The sequence below is a fragment of the Cronobacter sp. EKM101R genome (genome assembly GCF_963888145.1).
Taxonomy (GTDB): Bacteria; Pseudomonadota; Gammaproteobacteria; order Enterobacterales; family Enterobacteriaceae; genus Cronobacter; species Cronobacter turicensis.
Window position 1 is genome coordinate 1 of record NZ_CAWPHW010000015.1, and the last position, 18224, is coordinate 18224.

Consider the following 18224-nt stretch of genomic DNA (forward strand, 5'->3'; position numbering starts at 1 on the left):
TCCTGCGAGAGCACGCCCTGGCTGCGGGAGATTTCCCGGTGCAGGCGGTCGCGGCCATAGGCCGCCAGCGTGTGCGTCGCGCCGCCGTGGCGCAGCTGCATCTCCAGCAGGTGCCCGGTGCCGTAGCGCAGAGTGGCCAGCTCCCGGCCATCCGGGAACGTTGTACTGCTGAGATTACCGAGCGCGTCGTACTCGTATTCAAACTTCCCGCCGTGGTTCTCCTCGCTCACCAGCTCGCCCGCGGCGTTGCGGGTGAAGATGAGTACGGCGTCCCACGCCGGTTCACGCTCTTCCAGCAGCGCCTGCCGCCATTCGGCGCGCGTGGCGCGGCGGATTTCCAGCGACAGCGTGTCGTGGCGGTACTCGGTGCGGTGCTCTGCGGTTTCCCGCGCGGTCAGGCGGCCCAGCACGTCATATTCAAACGCGGTGACCAGCGGCGCATCCGGGCTGCCCGGCAGCGGATGGCGGATCACCTCCGTCACCTGGCCCAGCGCATCGTGGCGGTATTCCGTCAGGCGGCCCGCGTTGTCGCGCTGGCCCGTCAGGCGGCCTGCTGCGTCATACTCAAACCGCCAGCTTTCGCGGTTCGGGTTCACCAGCGTCGTCAGGCGGCCGAAGCGGTCGTAGCGCAGGCGCGTCAGATGGCCTGCCGGGTCGGCGGCGCTCACCACCTGCCCGCGCGCGTTGCGCGTTACCTTGCGCTCGCGCAGCCCGTCGTCGTCCTGCCCGCAGAGCAGCCCGGCGTTGTCATATTCGTAGTGCGTTTCGCGGCCATCCGCCCGTCGCCACGTGCGCAGACGTCCCGCCGCGGTCAGCGCCCAGCGGTCGGTGTTGCCTTCGGCGTCGCTGGCGCTGAGCGGCCGCCCCGCGTCGTCGTAAAGCCGCTGGCTCTGGTTGCCGGAGCAGTCCTCGTCGCGCACCAGCTGCCCGCGCTCGTTCCACCAGAAACGGTGCGTGTTGTTCAGCGCGTCGGTCTGCTGAACCAGGTCGCCCTGCTCGTTCCACTCAAAGCGCGTCACGCCGCCTTTCGGGTCGGTGAGCGCCACCACATCGCCGCGCGGGTTGTATTCGTACTGCCAGGTGGCGCCGTCCGGCAGCACTTCCTTCACCGGGAACGCGAACACCGGGTGCCACGTGGTGAACGTGCTGTTGCCGAGCGGATCGCGCACTTCCGTCAGGTTGCCGTGCTCGTCGTAGCCATACACCCAGCGGCTGCCGTCCGGCGTGGTGGCCGCTTTCAGCAGCTCGGCATAATCTGCCCACTCGTAGCGCCACACGCCGCCGTGGCGGTCGGTGTATTCCGTGATGCGATAGAGGAAATCCCAGCAGTGGCGCGTCGAGAAGCCTGCGTCGCAGCTTACCGTGGCGCAGCGTTTCGCCTCGTCGGCGTCGATGCGCCAGCGTTCCAACACGTTGTCCTGGTCGTCCAGCACCTGATAACTGCACACGCGCCAGTTGGGCGCATCGGCGGCGGGTTGCCACTGATAATGCACGCTGAGGTTGGTGGAGTAGCTGTGCCAGCCCATCATGTCGCTGGCGCGATCCCAGCCGAAGCGGCGCGTGACGATGCCGTCCGCGTCGGTGACCTCGATCAACTGGCCGTTTTCGTTATAGCCGTAAGTCACCAGCAGGCGGCGTTCGCCGTTGCATACCTGATGCACGCTGGCGAGGCGGCCATGCGATTTCTCGTAGGCAAGTTCGACATCCAGCGCTTCGTTGTCGCCGGAAATGCGCGCCAGCCTGCCGTGTTCATCCCAGCTGTAGTACTGACAGTTCTCGTGACGATCGTAGATGCGGAACAGGCGCCACTCGCCCGGACGCGTCGGGTCCGGTTCGTAGACGTGGTATTCGCCGCTCGTCATCTGGAGCATCAGCGTGCCGCTGACGGTGTAATAGAGCGTGACGCCGTCTTCGAGATAATCCACCACGTCGCCGGGGGTCAGCTCGCCGAAGCCCAGTTCGCGGCCCGACATATCGCGCCAGATAAACGTATTGTCCTCAAGGCGGAAGAAGCGGGTCTCAAACGGCAGCAGCCAGCCGGTGCCGAGCATACCGGTCGCCAGATTGCGGCTGTTGTAGATACGCTGCCAGATGAGCGGAATGCGGTCTTCCAGCGTGAAATCGCGGTCTTCGCCGCCCGCGAGGATTTTCGCGCCGCTGGCGATATCCACCGGGTGCTGCGTGTGGCGCGCTTCGCTGCCCACTTTCCCCGCCTGAATCAGCCCGAACGTGGTTAATCCCATGCCGAGATCGGCGGCGAGCTGACAGCAAAAGGTTTTCAGGATCTGGCGGCTGAATATCGCCTTTAACATCCCTTTACTGAGATTGCGCAATATTCCCGGTCCAAGGCTGCCGATGGCGTTACCGATAAGCCGCGCCCAGAAATTTTTACCGCTGCGGATATCGCGCACCACAATGCTCTCGCCGCCGATGCGCACACGCGTGTTTTCTTTAACTTTTATCTTTGCTTCGCAGGTGCTGCGATCGCCATCACGGCACGCGGGCTGACCGTTGATCAGCACTTTTTTCGAACCTTCCGCCAGGAAGTTACCGCCGGTGATCGTATGGCCTTTGGTGCACTCGACAGTATCCAGCGGCGCTTCTTTAGCAAAAGGGCTGGCCCCCGCCACGACCGGCTGGGTTAAGTTATCCCAGACGCTGCCCGCGAAATTTTTCACGCCCTGCCAGCCGCTGCTCGCAATCGCGTCGGCTCCCGCAGCCAGATTATCAAACGGGTGCAGCGTAAACTGCGCCACTTCGAGAATGGTAACCGCCGTGTTTATCGCGAACGCCTTCGCCTTATCGGCAAAGCTCTCTGCCGGGATAGGCGTATTGAGATAATCATGATCGACCGTACCCGCCGCACGGGCGGCAGGGAGATCCATGATATGAACGTTGTGCGAGCCACTGGTAATAAAGGCATCCGGTGGCCCACGCCAGCCGAAGAAATCCAGCACGGCATCAACACCCTGGCCGACCAGATCGCCTGCCTCTTCCGCGATGCCGCTGCCGAAAACAGCGGCAATCAGTACAACGCCTGCGACCGTGCCAAGCCCCGTTGTCATCATCGCCGCACCCGCCGTAAACGCAGCAAGACAAATGGCGCCTTCGACCACACCGCTGACGACATCGGCGAGCAGAGAGCTGTGGATGAGCGGATCCTGATAACGGGCAGCTAACGGTTCAGACACGCTTATGCTCCCTCTCCAGGCGTAAATTCCAGACCCGCTTTAATGGATTCCCATATCGCCAGCGCGTCTTCATCAAACGGCGCGGTGCGGCTCATCGCCATGACCAGCAGGTGATCCTCAAGCATCGTGGTCGCCAGCTGTTCATAAACCGTCACGCCGTGGTTTTCAAAACGCATCGTGACTTCCTGCGCGGGCCTGCCGCCCATCCGGGTGTCAGTCACGTCGCAGCCGGTGAACTTTTTCATGTCGCGTTTGATTTTGGCGACCTGACTTTTCAGGTAAGTCTCTTCTTCGCCGGGCTTGACGTCCCAGGCGCGCGTCAGCACCAGAGAGGCCCCCGCTTTCGGCAGTGACAATATCGTCATGCTGCGATCCTGCACGGCTTCCGGCAGCGTCAGCGTCCCTTCTGATAACGTATATTTCACCTGGCTCATGCCTGCCCTTCTCCGTCGGAATTAAAAGTTTTTGCCACTTCGTTCTGGATATCCGCAGGCGTCGGCGCGACGCTTGCCGCTTTGTCCGGTTGCGTCTTGAGGTTCAGATCGAGCGTGCCGCCGGTATTGATTTGCCCTGTGCCGCTGGCGTTAATCGCGAATTTTGTACAGTAAAGATTGACCTCGCCGTTCGCCCCCATCTCCAGTACCGAATCGCCCGTGACCAGGCGGATGCCGGTCGCAGAAGAAATGGTCACCGTACCCTGGCCTTTGATGTCGTACTGCCCGCCGACCAGCTCATTGCGGCTCATCTGAATGGCGTGCTCTTGCTTGCCTTCAACTTTACCGGTGTAGTCCTGCTTGATAGCAACCACCCGCGAGCCGCCGACGCTGTGGGTTTCATCTTTTTTCACTTTGGTATCGAGGTTGCGCTCGGCCTGCAGCCACACCTGCTCCTCACCCGCCTTGTCCTCAAAGCGCAGCGCGTTGGCGTTGTCCGGCGAGCCGTCCTTCGAGCGGCTTAAAAAGCCCATCTGCGTGGCCGCCGCCGGCAGCGCCCACGGCGGCATGCTCGCTTCGTTGTACACGCGCCCGGTAATCAGCGGGCGGTCCGGGTCGCCGTTGATGAAGTCCACCACCACTTCATCGCCCACGCGCGGTATCTGCACCCCGCCAAAACCCTGGCCCGCCCACGCGCTCGACACACGCACCCAGCCGGAGCTGGTGTCGTCGCCCTTGCCGAGGCGGTCCCAGTGGAACTTCACCTTCACGCGGCCATATTTGTCGGTCCAGATGCTTTCGCCCTGCGGGCCGACCACCTTCGCCGTCTGCGGGCCGTAAGTACGCGGCCACGGCGTCTTCTGCGACGGGCGGTACGGCACGTCCGCCGGTATCACCTCGAAACGGATTTCGTGGAGGGTGTTGCTGTCCGGGCCGCTGGCGTAGCGGTTCTCTTCAAAGCGGTAGTGGGCGACCGTGGTCAGGTACTCGCCGTTATCGCCGAAGAACGGGGCGTTACGCAGCACGAAGGTGTGACCCGGCGCAATGCCCAGCGCGGTGCCGGAGCCCTGCGTCTGGCGGTGCTCCACCTGCCAGCGCTCCTGGCGGATACGGGCGTAGAACTCGCCGTGGCCGTGCTCCACAAAGCGGCCCGGCCAGTCGTAGACGTCAATGCTCCCCGGCTGCGGCGACAGCGGGTTCTGCCTTGCCTGGAACAGCCACGCGTTCGGCTTGCGGAAGTCGTAGTCGTCGAGGCTGTAGATGCCCGGCGTCACGCTGTCCTCCAGCGCCCACTGGCTGATGCCCTCTTCGTCGGTTGAACCGCCTGAAGGGGTCACATGATACGGAATGGTCTCGTAGCCGGGGAACGGCTCGTACTGGCCGGGGGCATCGGTGAGGATAAGCGTGTGGCGGTCCTGCTCGTGGCGGAAGTGGTAGGTGATGCCTTCCAGCTCCAGCAGGCGGCTGATGAAATCGAGGCTGCTCTCCTGGTACTGCACGCAGTATTCCCAGACGCGGTAGCTCCCGGAGAGACGCTCTTCCATATTCACCCGGCTTTCGCCGAGCAGCGTTTTCACTATCTGCGGCACCGTCTGGCCCTGGAAGATACGCAGGTTGCGGTCGCGATGCATCGGCCACAGGTCCGGCTCCACCGTCAGCTCGTAGGCCGCGTAGCGGGTGCCGGAGAGCTCCACGGCGGTCACTGCCACGCGGGTCACCTTGCCGTTGAGGTAGCGCGGCGTCATCAGCGCCTGGGTCGGGATGGTCACCGTCACCGGCTGGCCCAGCAGCGCGCTGCGGTCGGCCCGCGCGTCGGTGCCGAGCAGCGTCAGGGTGAACATGAACGGCTCCGACAGCGCCTCGCGCCCGGAGAGTTTCCAGAAAAGCAGCCCCTCGACCGGGAGCTGAACGGTGATTCGGTTAAACATAACTTCCATCCCTATGTGTATATGCGGTGCATACCAGAGCCGGAGACACCCACCTGGCTATGCCCGTAAATCACAGCACAGCAGCAAATGACGCATACCTTTCAGGCTTCTGGCCGCGCAGCAGACACTCTGCCAGAAACACTTTGCAGTTTTAGTTAATTTCATATTGCAGGCGACATGAAATTTCATAATACGGCTACCGCTGCCATAGCCTCGATCGAGGTTAAGCCATATCAGGAAATGTCAGGTAACGAAGCGGCTATAAAGGCCATATACAAACGACGCACGTGCGCTGTGTAAATATACCAACAAGTGACTCATCGAAAAACCGCCATTATTCTGAATATACAGACTATTCTGATTCCAGTACGGGTAGAGGTTGATAGCTGGCATAAATTCCGGGGGACAGCAGGTTGTTTTTATGGAGGACGTCACTAATCACGCGCTGAAATATTCATGAAAGAAAGAGGATTTTCTTTTACTGACCGCGCTGAGAAAGGCTTTTTATATGAAAGGATAATATTTAGCTTAAGGGAACCACTAATAATGGTGGGTAGAGCAAATAACAGATTATTTACCCCGGCGCATGGGGAATTGCTCTGCGTGATGTGGGGGATATGTGCCTCTGCGGCGTACGGCTTTGGAAATTCACTGGCGAGCGCAGGGCGCCTCGTCGTACCGGCCTCATCGCTCAGGCTGCGTGCCGGGCGTTACTTCTCCCGGCTAATAATGACGTCATTTAAGCAATCTGGCGCTTTCGCGGTAAAGCTGAACGTGACGGCTTCGCCAGACGCACCGGCAGGCGTAGTGTAACTGGTCACTTCGTTTTCCGAATGACCGCGTGGGGTGTCGGTTATCGTCAACACCGGGTAATGCTGTTTAATCTCGTTAAGCGTCAGGCACCGCCCCCGCCAGTGAGAGATAAACAGCAGCGTTTTCTCATGCGGATCTCTGCTCAACCGTAATTCAATGTCGGTCAGCTTCCCTGCGGCAGTAAACGCGACATCTTCCGCCCGGTAAAAGTTGATGTATTCGTTCTGAGAATCCAGATGAAATTTTAAAGGCGCGTGGTTAAGCGTGGCGACCGTGATATCTGTTAAGGATGACCGCATCGCCGCAATAAACGTCCAGAGGCTGGCGGAGGGCGTATTAGCTGAAGCCCCGCTAATCATTAACATTGTTATTAACGCAGCGGTAATCACCTTTCCGGTATGACGAATGAAAAACATAGTATCCTTAAGGGAGGGTTGTTAATTTGTCTGACGTGGGGATTCCATTTACCTACAATGCATCATTTTATAGATGGCGGCCAGACACCACATTATCGGTTTACTGAGGTAATATCGTCGCCTGCATTGCGTTACCAGCACGGTTGCGAGTCAGGGTAATTGTTTGCGGCGCATAATAGCTGCCTTTAACAGGAACCTTGATGAGCTGCCACGTCATCCTGTCGCTTTCAACCTCAAGGCTCGCCTGCCCGTTAACGCCGCCGAAAGAGGAATCAAACACTACATCGGCCCGATTGCCCGCAATGATGCCGTGCAGATTGTTCTCCCCGGGCGCAGCACAGTCGATACGGTTGCCACGCTGCGTGATGTAACAGTAAGTGCCGTTTATCACCTGCGCGTTTTGCTTCAGGTTCAGCGTTAGCACAGATCCTGCCTCATTCTCGCCTTCCCACTGGCCGGAAAACCTTTCATTAGCGAGCGCACCCAGGCTACAGAGAGCCAGAAAAGGTAAGAGTTTTTTAGAATCAAGCAGCAAGTGTGTTGAAAGCATTATATCAGCTCTTGAATGCGCGGTATGGCAGGGATGGAGTTTTTATTTAATAAATAATACACACTAAATTATACTGAATTTACTTCATTTGGAAATATTGAGCCATCGGGAATCATTGATAAATTTGCTTTATTTATTTGAAATGGCAGATTTAGCAGTAACATCAATATAGTAAACATCATTGACTTCATAATAATCCAGACTTATTGATTGCCTTAAATCCTCTGAAATAAAGAGAACATCATCTAATACTTCCTTACCGAACAGGAAATTTTCATTCAATTCCTGGAGCGAAGGGGCAGTAACCGCACCACAATAGCTCCAGTCGTCATCCAGAAAAACATAATATGGTCCGCGAAATTTCTTTATATCCAATATATAAGGGTTCAAATCTTTTATATCTAATCTTTTTTTAGTTTGTCTCGTATCAAATGCATTAGATTTAGAAAGTATATTATCTGTTGTCTCCAAATCTAAAAAAGTCAAACAATCCGGTTCCATTTTAAAAAGGGAGGCTATTTTAATTTTATACGATTCGTAAATTATTTTACCCCTTGCTCTCCTGTACAATAACTCTTTTTTATACTGAATAGCATTCATGCCTTTCACCTTGTTAAAGAATTGCCCTGGCGCAAGAAATGTAACTCGTTGTCGCAATATATTATTGCAAAATAAATTACATATTACGATAATTCATACTATTAATGATTAAAATATTTTATATTTATAAGTGCTTTACACTGCTTGATTCTTTCGGCATCTATGCCCGCATGCTGAAGACAAGCGTCTTCATAATCAAGTATTCCCTCATTCATCTTTTCTTTTAAAAAGCGATCAATAGCTGCAAAAGATATCTCTGGAGGAATATCCAGACTAAATAATGGTGAAGTGACAGCTGAATTGGTAAACCCGCCTAAAAGTTGTAATGCATAAATGACAGCATTTTTTCGATGTTCAACATTCATATACATACGCATAGTAGAGTGCCCGTTATTTTTTAAAACACTGCTTGCGACAAACTCATCTTTGTTTTTTTGAAAGGCTAAAACATCTCCTTTACTTACACCATATACAAAAAATGGAATGTTATCTAACTCGTAACCATCATCGTCTTGGTTCAGATGGTATGTAGCTTTTATATATTGGGAATCAAACGCTGAATTATTCAGGATAGATTCCTCATTGCTAATCTGACGCAAGGGTTAATTAACGGGCATTTTCACCACTATCAATAATAAGTAAAGAAATGGATCCGCAATTATACTAAATAAACGCAGATCCAACGTTAGAAAGATATCACCTAAAAATAAAAATCATTCATATTTTTCACATTCAGCTAACAAATCTTTTAAAACATTTGCTGCTGATAAAGTTGGCAGTCCTGTTTCGTCAGGGGCCATAAATGCAACGACATCGATTTCATCTTCTATTAGCTCAGGAAGCAATTCATCTAAAAGCTCATCCAGTGAAACCTCTTTAACGGAAAGATTTGTCCATTCATTTACAGCACACTTTTGGGCATATTCTTTAGCAGGCCAAAGTGGTAAGGACAAGTTCCCATCTCCGTCTTCTGTAGTAATATATCCAGTGTCGTCTCCCAATGCCCATGCACATTCCCAGTCTGCGATTTTTTTCACAAAGTAAACATAACGCTCCTTTGCATTCTTTTTAAACATGACATCAATTTCTTGACTCGATATGTTCATTATACATTACCCTTCATTGTCAGCAGAGCCCTGCTTGCATTTTTTACTAACACGGATCTTATTTTTTCTACCACCATTATCATAGCGATGTTGCGCCCGGTGCTGCTCTCTTATCTGAGGCTCAGAGTATTCATAACTAAAACCTTTTGCTGATTCATAACCTCGCCAGTGGGCTAAATCGTATCCAGGTGGATTACGAATAGTCTTACGACGCCCTTCTGCTATCATATTAATGTCTTGTTTGACCCATCCCCTGATATGACTAGGTTGTTTAGGATCATCAGCTAAAGCCCTTAGACGAGCCTGTTTACCAGCCCTACTTCGAGTCAACCCCAGCGGATCCACCCACACCAGCGGGTTCGGCGCATACTGGTAAAGGTTTATCCCGCCCGCGAGCCCTATCGGGTCCTGGCTGATAAAGCGCCCCGCATCCGGATCATAGTAGCGGAAGCGGTTATAGTGCAAACCCGTCTCGGCATCAAAATACTGCCCCTGGTAGCGCAACGGCTGATACACCGGCTCACCGGCGCGTGTCTCAATGTGTTCCACGCGAAGCGTGTTGCCCCAGGCGCGGTATTCGGCCCGCCAGGCGATGTCGCCGCCCGCGCCGGTCAGCTCGCGCGGCATCCCCGACACATCGTTGTGATACCAGTACACCTCTGCGTCGTGTTCGGTGTCGCCCTTACAAAGACTGATTTGCGCCAGCGGCGTGAAGCTGTCGTCTTCGTAAATCCACAGGTGGCTGCGCCCGCCGCGTGATTCGCTCAGCAGGCGGTTGCCGTCCCACACAAAGGTCGTCACGCCGAACGCGTCCTGCTTCCAGCTGCGTCTGCCGAAGGCGTCATAACCGTAGGTGGTGCGCTGCTCCGCGCCGTTACGCACCGTAACGGATTCCGCCAGCTGATGCTCCGCGTTCCACCGGAACTGCTGCATGGTGTGCCGGGCGATATGTTTGGCGGTGACGTTGCCGAAATTATCGTAATCCCAGCGTTTGTCCTCATACACGCGCAGGCGGTTGTCGTGCAGCGGCGGCGCGCCGGTGTCGCTCAGGAGGTTATGGGCCGGGTCGAAGGCGAAATGTTCTTCGCGGGCGCGGGTCAGGCGGCCCAGCGCATCGTAGTCGTAGCGATGCTCGCCCGTGTATTTATCCACCATCTGCAACAGCTGGCCGTCGCGCCGCCAGGCGTAATCACGCGCGACCGCGATTTTCCCGTTACGCCCCGCGCGCTGGCTGACCAGCCGCCCCATTTCATCATGGACATACTCGCTGCTGATGGTGCCCTGCGTGCGGCGAACTTCCCGGTGCAGCACATCGCGCTCGCTTTCGCTGATAACCCGGCTGCCAAGGTTCACCTGAATACGGTGGCCGCTGCCGTAGTAGAAGTTTTTCAGCTCGCGGCCATCCGGCAGGGTAGTGACGGTGCGGTTGCCGAGCTCGTCATACTGATGACGTAATTCATGGCTGACGCCGCGAATAAGGTTACGTTCGAGCGTCAGCTGTCCGGCGGCGTCCCACTCCAGCTCCACGCGGCCGCCGTGGTTGATGCCCGCAATCAGCCGCCCAAGGGAATCATACCGGTAACGCGTGCGCTGCCACTGGTCCTCGCCGCTGCGCGCGACCAGTTTTTCCAGCAACCTCCCGGCCTCGTCACGCTGGTAATGCGTGCGGATGACGGTGCCGTCTCCGTTGCCTTCCTCCTCGCGCACCGTCGGGAAACCGCCCGCGTCATAGCGGTAACGGGTGGTGCAGCCGTCAAACCCGGTCTCGCGGATAAGATTGTCGCGCAGGTCATATTCCATCTCATAACGCGCGCCGTTTTCATTTATCAGCGTGATCAGGCGACGCGCCAGATCATATTCATATTTCACCTGATGCCCGAGCGCATCGGTACGCGCCAGCGGCAGGCCATCCGGCGCCAGTTTCCATTGCGTGAGCTGCCCCTGCGCGTCGCGCCAGGCGGTAAGGCGCTGCCAGCGGTCAAACTCAAAGGTCTCCGTCGCGCCATCCGGGTGAACAATACTCCGCGGCAGGCCATCCTGCCGGTTGTTAATCAGCGTGCGGTTGCCCGCCGCGTCGATCTGCTCTTTGAGCCAGCCATATTTGTCATAGCCGAAGGTGGTGGTACGCCCCGAACAATCGGTGTGGCTGATAAGAAAATCCGCGCTGTTCCAGGAGAGACGCTGAATACCCGACGCCGCATCGCGAATGCGCACCAGGTTGCCGCGATCGTCGTGGTTATATTCCGTGATACGGCCCAGTTCATCCATAAAACGAATCAGATTGCCGGCGACGTCATACGCATATTCGCGTGTACCGCCCTGCATATCGGTGACACGCACCGGCAGATTCCAGCGCTCGTGGTAGTCGATGCGCGTCATCTGCCCGTCCGGCTCGGTCACGGCGGTACAGTTGCCGCGCTCATCGTAACGGTAGCGCGTGACGCGGCCTGCCGGGTCGGTCAGTTGCGTCATTTGCCCGCGAACGTTGCGACGGAACCGGGTATAGCCGCCAGCGGCGTCCTGATAGCCCAGCAGCTCATGGTTGTCGTCATACTCGTAACGCGTCACGCGTCCTGACGCATCGGTCACCGTGGTGCTGGCCGCGCCATATTCAAAGCGCCATTCGCCGCCCAGGCTGTCGCGATGCGCCAGCACTTTCCCGGACGGTTCGTGTTTATCGTAGTGGTAGAAACACTCCATTTCGCCCGCGCGGCGGTGCGCCACCATGATGTGGTTGCGGTAACGGAATTCGCGCAGCACCTCGCCCTGGCCATTTCTGACGGCGATGAGATCGCCCTGCGGCGAGTAGTCGTAGCGGCAGAGGCTTTCGGCGTGAAGCGGATCGGAGGGATGGCAGACGCTGACGCCGACGATACGTTCAGCCGTGTCGTTATCCGCAAGCGTAAGCTTTGCAAAATGGACGATAAACCGCCGTCCGGCGCTGTCGGTTATCTGTTCAGGCTGATGATGCGCGTTGTAGTGCAGCGTCAGGCGGTTGTCGTGCCGGTCGCTTATCGCCGTGAGCAGCCAGCGACCCGGCTGCGCCTGGTGCGTAAAATGCCAGCAGCGCGCTTCATCGGCGGTAAAAATACGAAACTCGCCCGGCTGTGGCTGCGACAGCGAGAGCTGTTCATAGCGGTGCAGCCTGGGCGGATGGCCCGGCTCTGGCCACGGGAACTCGATTTCACGCCCTTGCTCGTCGATAAACAGCAGGATGTCATCCTGCGCGCGAACCTCCAGCGACAGCGGTAAAAACCACCCCTGCCCGAGCCAGCCGTTGCCGATTTCATCGGAAAAGTAATACCGCTGCCAGTTAAGCGACACGGATGCCGGGAAGGCAAAATCGTTATCTTCGTTACCGAACAGCACTTTGATGCCCAGAATGGCGTTAACCGGACTGCCGACCAGCGGCTCGACCGCGGCGGTATTCGGGATTTTGCACGGCTCGGTCTCTTTTTTCGCTTTGCCTTTATCGCTGCCGCCTTTCTCGCTGCCCGCTTTCTTCGCTTTTACCGTTTCCTCTGCGCCTTCTTTGGCGGCTTTTCCTTCGGCTTTGGCTGCCGCTTTTTCCGCTTTAAACGCGGATTTTTCGGCGAGTTTCGCGGTTTCTTTTACCAGCCCTTTCGTCGCGCTGGCCGCCTCTATCGCTTTACCAGCTTTCGCCGCCATTTTACCGGCTTTAAACGCCGCGCCGCCGCCCGGTACGAAGTTCGCCGCCGCTGACGCCGCAGATAACGCCGCGTTGCCGTAGTCGCCTTCGGCGGCATAAATCGCCGCGTTAGCGCCATCCGCCACCACGCCCAGCACCGGCACGGCCCCTAAGACATCCAGCCCGGTGTGTACAATATCGCCCCAGTCGCCCCACCAGCTTTTCTTTTTAGGCGGGTTAGCGCTGCCAGCCGCAACCTTGCCTTTCGGTGCTGGCGCATATTGTAATTTACCAATAGTATTTCCTGTCGCCATGTAAATTCCCTGCGATGGATTGCGTGTTCTGAATAAAAGTCGTCAGGTTTATTGCTTTGCGCAATAAACCGAAAAATTAACGTAAGGATGATTTAAATAATACGCGCCACGCTCATTTCTGAACGCGACGCGGATAGAGTGAAAATTTATCGGGGAATATAAAAGAACGGTAAGTTATTTCATCCCTTTACTGATTGCCAGCCTGCGAATTTCCTCAAGCTTATTGACGGTTCGGCTGCCGCTGTCGCTCTCGCGCTTCATGACGCTCTGCAGCATTGAGCTAAAACTCATGCCCGCCGGGGTGACGACATTGGGATTTGCGCCATGATTTAACAGATACTCCACCTGATCCAGCTCCATATCGGCGAGCGCCACCATAAGCACCGTTTTCCCTGCGCTGTCGGTTTTATTGATATCCGCGCCTGCGGATAACAGATATTTTAAAACCGAAAAGGAATTCTCCGTTGCCGAGTTAAATATTAAAGGCTGGTAGTTGGTCATGGCGTTCGGGCTGAGGCCGCCCTCGATCAGAGCCTTAATGTAGGCCGGGTTGTTGGAGCTTGCCATCACGGCCGCCGGGCTGCCGAAATCCGGGATCTCCTGTAGCGGATCCGCGCCCGCTTTCACCAGATCGGTCACAATATCCAGCGATTTCGCATCGCCATTGGTGGCTTCTAACAGCGCATACATCAGCAAGGTCATTTCCTGACTGCCGGGTTTATTTAAATTCGTGCTTTTCGCTAATGCATTAACTTCGGAAAGATTGTGCTCGGCAATAGCCTGAGCAAGCTGTAATTGCGTACCGCTAAAATAAACTTCCGGCGCTGCTTGTTTCATATTCGTACTTCCATGACCAGTTATTACTACGGAGAAGAGTGCCAGCCCGGCGAAGAGACTGCAAATTAGCCTTCGTAATGATTTCATGCTGCGCTCCTTATAAAGCCATCAGTATAGCCTCATCCTCTGCTTTTTCTGCCTCGATACAGGGAATGACCTGGCTCATAAAATGGCGGTTTACCGGGTTGCCCTGGCCGCCCGCCATATCATGCTTTTTGCCCACGGCGGATGGCAGCGCGGCGATAACGACGCCAAGGCCCGCGCCAATAATGCCGCCAAACACGCCGCCGAGTTTTGCGCCCAGCGCGCCAAGCGCCCCGACCACACCTATCGTGCCCAGCACGCCAGGCTCCTGCAGGCCGGTTAACACTTCGCCTTTAACGCGGTAGGCATTGATGTTCTCTGACGTCACGCTCTTCTCAAGCACTTTGCCGCCATACTTCTCGACCGTTCCGCTGTTAAGGCCCGCCGCGTTGAATGTCCAGCCAGGCTTGCTGCTGGCGCGCGAGCAGGCGGAGGCGAGCCCGCCGCCCAGCGAATGTCCGACGCAGTCGACAGGCGCGTTACTTTGCTCCAGCGCCGTGCCTATCCTGACTGCGCGTTTGTAGTAAGGGTTTTCGACACCAAACGCCTGTTTGGCATTGACGCCCCAGTCCGGCCCCGACTGCGTGCCGCGGAACACGACGGAGGGCGTCATATCTTTGCCGAATACCGCTTCGTCTGGCGCGTACATCCGCGCGCGAAACTGCGGCGCGCCGTTCACCTGGAAGTCGTTAGGGGTCAGGTTATATTTTGCGAGCGCTTGCGGATCGTTAGAGATATCTTTCCACCCTGCCGGGATCTCCGGGGTGGGTTTCGACGGATCGCGGGGCTCATACACATAATCCGCCAGACGCGCCTTTTCCACCGCCACGTTATTCTGCTCAAGCCGCTGTGCCGCCGCCTGGGCTTTGGGGTCGCTGCTCTGTTTACCCTTCGCGATAAGCGCCTTACGCCGCTCCCAGGTCTCTTTCTTGGTGAAGTTCCCGCCACGGCCGCCGTTAGCTTTACCGTTCATGGCGAACGTATCCTGTACGCGGTTGAGCGGACGCCCGCCGACGTTGGTATCCGGGCTGTGTTCAATAGACCAGCAGTCGCCCTCCACCGTACCGCTGACCACGCCTTTATTGCGCCCCGCCGCATCACCAATGGTGGTTGGCACAAAGCTCTGGTTGTAGACAAAAGCGGGGTTGCGGCCAAAATTCACCGAATCAACAGTACTTTTTGAGGGCTCCAGCGTGGCGGTCACCGGATAGGGCACCGGCGGCTGGATCCCTGGCGTAAAGCACATATCCGGCGCCAGGCAGACCAGTTTATATTTCCCGTTTTTACGGGCGGCAAAGTTCTCAGCCATGCGCGCCTCTTTTTTCCTTCAGGTTTAATAGCGACGGGGGCAGCGGCAAAAAGTCTGCCGATTCGCGATCGGTAAGCCGCTGACGCGCGCGCGCGACCTGCGCGTGTCGTTCTTCACGCGCGATAAAGCGCAGCTCGGTCATCACCGGCTCCATCAGTTCAGAGATTACCGTACGATAGCTGCAATGCACTTTACGCGCGGGCACATCCACCACCAGCGTATCGAGCGTCATGTCCTGCGCGACCCCGGCGCCTTTCTGCGTCATGATAAAAACAAACAGGCTTTCAACCGGCACCTGAAAGCGAATCTCCTGATCGGCTTTGTCACGCGCGGAGATGAGATATTTCAGCGTCACAGGAACCGCGCTTAAGGGCGCAGGTAGCGGGAACTGCAACAGCGGATGCGCGCCGCACCAGTAGTCAAAACGAAAGTCCTTCGGCAAAAAAGGATGGCGGTTTTGCTTCCAGTTTTCGTCATAGGTACCGGCGTGCTCAATGCGCCCCTGCCAGCCGCGGCCATAGAAACCAAACCCGGCTGCCAGGCCCGCTTCGTCTATCTTTTTCACCGGCTGGGTAACCCACTCAATCTGCGGGGCGGGCAACCGGTCTTTTTTCAGGTGCTTTCTGACCTCGCGCGGGTACCAGCCCATCCCGACCGTGTTTTCCTGGGCGGCGACCACCTGATCGTCCGGCAACGTATACATCCCGCCCGCCGCATATTCGTAGCGCAGCTCAAGCGTCTGCAGGGGTTCAGGATCGGTCAGCCGCCAGCCTGCCATCACGTTCCACCACTCGCGCGGCCCGTGAATACGTAACAGACGGGTCGTCTCGCCAATCTGCGCGCCAACGGTAAAGCTGCGCGCGGGTTTATCCTGCGGCGCCCAGGCGCTGGCGTTAATAACGACATCCATCCAGGGTTTATAGGGCGCCAGATCGCTTTCAAACCGGACGCTGCTGTAACCCGGCTCGCCGTAACAGATATCCTGCTCCACGAGTTCGCCCTGATCGTCGCACAGCGTCAGCGCGCCCGTGGCGATATCGAGATCGTAACTGACTCTTGCGACAACGGTGCTGAAGCCGTGATCGTTCTGGTCGAACGAATCAAACAGCATGGCCGGGAAAGCGCTGAGATTAGTGAAGTTTTCCATATCAGTTGATATTGATTTCCGTACCGTCGATGTCGATGACCTTCTCGCCGACCATCTTGATCTTATTGGCGCTAAGCGTAATGGTGCCGTTCTGTTCCAGCACAATCATCGACTCCCCGCAGACCAGCGTGATTTTGTCTTCCGCCCTGAAATCCGCCGTGGTGCCCGCAGACAGGCTGAGATCTTTGCCGGAGTTCACCGAATATTTGAGCGCCACGTTATGCATCTGCATCGCGCCGACGTTGGTCATCCAGCCCGCGCCGACGTTCAGCACATACGCCGCGCCAATATTGGTGTTTTGCGCGAGGCCGACATTCAGCATGGAGGCGAGCGCGATGGTCTCGGTTTTGGTCTTATCGACGCGCAGCGTCTGGGCGCCGTTAACGGTCACGCTCTGGTTTTGGCCGATACGCACCTCTTCATTCTGATCGACCGTCTCGTTACGGTTGGAATGAATGGTGATGGTTTCGTTGCCATCCACCGTCTCTGTGCGGTTCTGATGCACCGTGATCGTTTCATTTTCCACGACCGTTTCCGTGCGGTTTTTCTTCACCGTCGTGGTTTCATTGGCGCCAATGGTTTTGGTGCGGTTGCTGCCTACCGAATGCGTTTCATCGTTCTCGATGTCGGTATCCATATTCTTTTCAGCATGCAGCCACACCTGCTCCTCGCCCGCCTTGTCCTCAAAGCGCAGCGCGTTGGCGTTGTCCGGCGAGCCGTCCTTCGAGCGGCTTAAAAAGCCCATCTGCGTCGCCGCCGCCGGCAGCGCCCACGGCGGCATGCTGGCTTCGTTGTACACGCGCCCGGTAATCAGCGGGCGGTCCGGGTCGCCGTTGATGAAGTCCACCACCACTTCATCGCCCACGCGCGGTATCTGCACCCCGCCAAAGCCCTGGCCCGCCCACGCGCTCGACACACGCACCCAGCTGGAGCTGGTGTCATCGCCCTTGCCGAGGCGGTCCCAGTGGAACTTCACCTTCACGCGGCCATATTTGTCGGTCCAGATGCTCTCGCCCTGCGGGCCGACCACCTTCGCCGTCTGCGGGCCGTAGGTTCTGGGCCACGGCGTCTTCTGCGACGGGCGGTACGGCACGTCCGCCGGTATCACCTCGAAACGGATTTCGTGGAGGGTATTGCTGTCCGGGCCGCTGGCGTAGCGGTTTTCCTCAAAGCGGTAGTGGGCGACCGTGGTCAGGTACTCGCCGTTATCCCCGAAGAACGGCGCGTTGCGCAGCACGAAGGTGTGGCCCGGCGCGATGCCCAGCGCGGTGCCGGAGCCCTGGGTCTGGCGGTGCTCCACCTGCCAGCGCTCCTGGCGGATACGGGCGTAGAACTCGCCGTGACCGTGCTCCACAAAGCGGCCCGGCCAGTCGTAAACGTCAATGCTGCCCGGCTGCGGCGACAGCGGGTTCTGCCGCGCCTGGAACAGCCACGCGTTGGGCTTGCGGAAGTCGTAGTCATCGAGGCTGTAAATGCCCGGCGTCACGCTGTCTTCCAGCGCCCACTGGCTGATGCCCTCTTCGTCTGTGCTGCCGCCTGAAGGCGTGACGTGATACGGAATGGTCTCGTAGCCGGGGAACGGCTCGTACTGGCCGGGGGCGTCAGTGAGGATAAGCGTGTGGCGGTCCTGCTCGTGGCGGAAGTGGTAGGTGATGCCCTCCAGCTCCAGCAGGCGGCTGATGAAGTCGAGGCTGCTCTCCTGGTACTGCACGCAGTATTCCCAGACGCGGTAGCTGCCCGACAGCCGCTCTTCCATATTCACCCGGCTCTCGCCGAGCAGCGTTTTCACTATCTGCGGCACCGTCTGGCCCTGGAAGATACGCAGGTTACGGTCGCGATGCATCGG

At 57.1% G+C, this 18224-nt stretch carries 13 protein-coding genes; all 13 read right to left on the bottom strand.

Translation table 11 applies throughout. The annotated features are described in order from the left end of the window. Positions 1-3191 (bottom strand): DUF6531 domain-containing protein (locus tag AACV31_RS12100; protein ID WP_166337108.1); only part of this gene is annotated, 3191 nt, incomplete at its 3' end. A 2-nt stretch (positions 3192-3193) separates the two neighbouring features. Next, positions 3194-3625 (bottom strand): DcrB-related protein, encoded by a 432-nt coding sequence (locus tag AACV31_RS12105; RefSeq protein WP_165156603.1) that lies wholly within the window; start codon positions 3623-3625, stop codon positions 3194-3196. Further along, the gene (locus AACV31_RS12110; RefSeq protein ID WP_165156601.1) at positions 3622-5553 is read right to left on the bottom strand and encodes a type VI secretion system Vgr family protein; all 1932 of its coding nucleotides are present in this window, start codon (positions 5551-5553) and stop codon (positions 3622-3624) included. The genes AACV31_RS12105 and AACV31_RS12110 overlap by 4 nt, the downstream gene beginning before the upstream one ends. Before the next feature lie 710 nt (positions 5554-6263). After that, a complete protein-coding gene (locus tag AACV31_RS12115; RefSeq protein ID WP_165156599.1) occupies positions 6264-6782 on the bottom strand; it encodes a hypothetical protein in 519 nt (172 codons plus the stop codon). A gap of 100 nt (positions 6783-6882) precedes the next feature. Continuing rightward, positions 6883-7332: a hypothetical protein gene (locus tag AACV31_RS12120; RefSeq protein ID WP_165156597.1), complete on the bottom strand. Its 450-nt coding sequence runs from the start codon at positions 7330-7332 to the stop codon at positions 6883-6885. A 129-nt stretch (positions 7333-7461) separates the two neighbouring features. Continuing rightward, on the bottom strand, positions 7462-7932 hold the full coding sequence (locus AACV31_RS12125) for a hypothetical protein (RefSeq protein WP_075199792.1): 471 nt from the start codon (positions 7930-7932) through the stop codon (positions 7462-7464). A 101-nt stretch (positions 7933-8033) separates the two neighbouring features. Then, complete coding sequence (locus AACV31_RS12130; RefSeq protein WP_234006176.1) at positions 8034-8531, bottom strand: DUF4265 domain-containing protein; 498 nt, start codon at positions 8529-8531, stop codon at positions 8034-8036. A 114-nt stretch (positions 8532-8645) separates the two neighbouring features. Then, positions 8646-9038 (bottom strand): DUF2750 domain-containing protein, encoded by a 393-nt coding sequence (locus tag AACV31_RS12135; RefSeq protein WP_075199793.1) that lies wholly within the window; start codon positions 9036-9038, stop codon positions 8646-8648. 6 nt (positions 9039-9044) lie between these two features. Beyond that, positions 9045-13001, bottom strand: a complete 3957-nt coding sequence (locus AACV31_RS12140; RefSeq protein ID WP_165156595.1) for an RHS repeat-associated core domain-containing protein — start codon at positions 12999-13001, stop codon at positions 9045-9047. Positions 13002-13175: 174 nt separating this feature from the next. Continuing rightward, on the bottom strand, positions 13176-13838 hold the full coding sequence (locus AACV31_RS12145; protein ID WP_165156593.1) for an ankyrin repeat domain-containing protein: 663 nt from the start codon (positions 13836-13838) through the stop codon (positions 13176-13178). Positions 13839-13935: 97 nt separating this feature from the next. Beyond that, on the bottom strand, positions 13936-15231 hold the full coding sequence (locus AACV31_RS12150; RefSeq protein WP_165156591.1) for a PAAR-like domain-containing protein: 1296 nt from the start codon (positions 15229-15231) through the stop codon (positions 13936-13938). Next, positions 15224-16378, bottom strand: a complete 1155-nt coding sequence (locus AACV31_RS12155) for a DUF2169 family type VI secretion system accessory protein (RefSeq protein WP_165156589.1) — start codon at positions 16376-16378, stop codon at positions 15224-15226. The genes AACV31_RS12150 and AACV31_RS12155 overlap by 8 nt, the downstream gene beginning before the upstream one ends. A gap of 1 nt (position 16379) precedes the next feature. After that, on the bottom strand, positions 16380-18224 hold a 1845-nt coding region (locus AACV31_RS12160; RefSeq protein WP_166337110.1), incomplete at its 5' end, for a type VI secretion system Vgr family protein.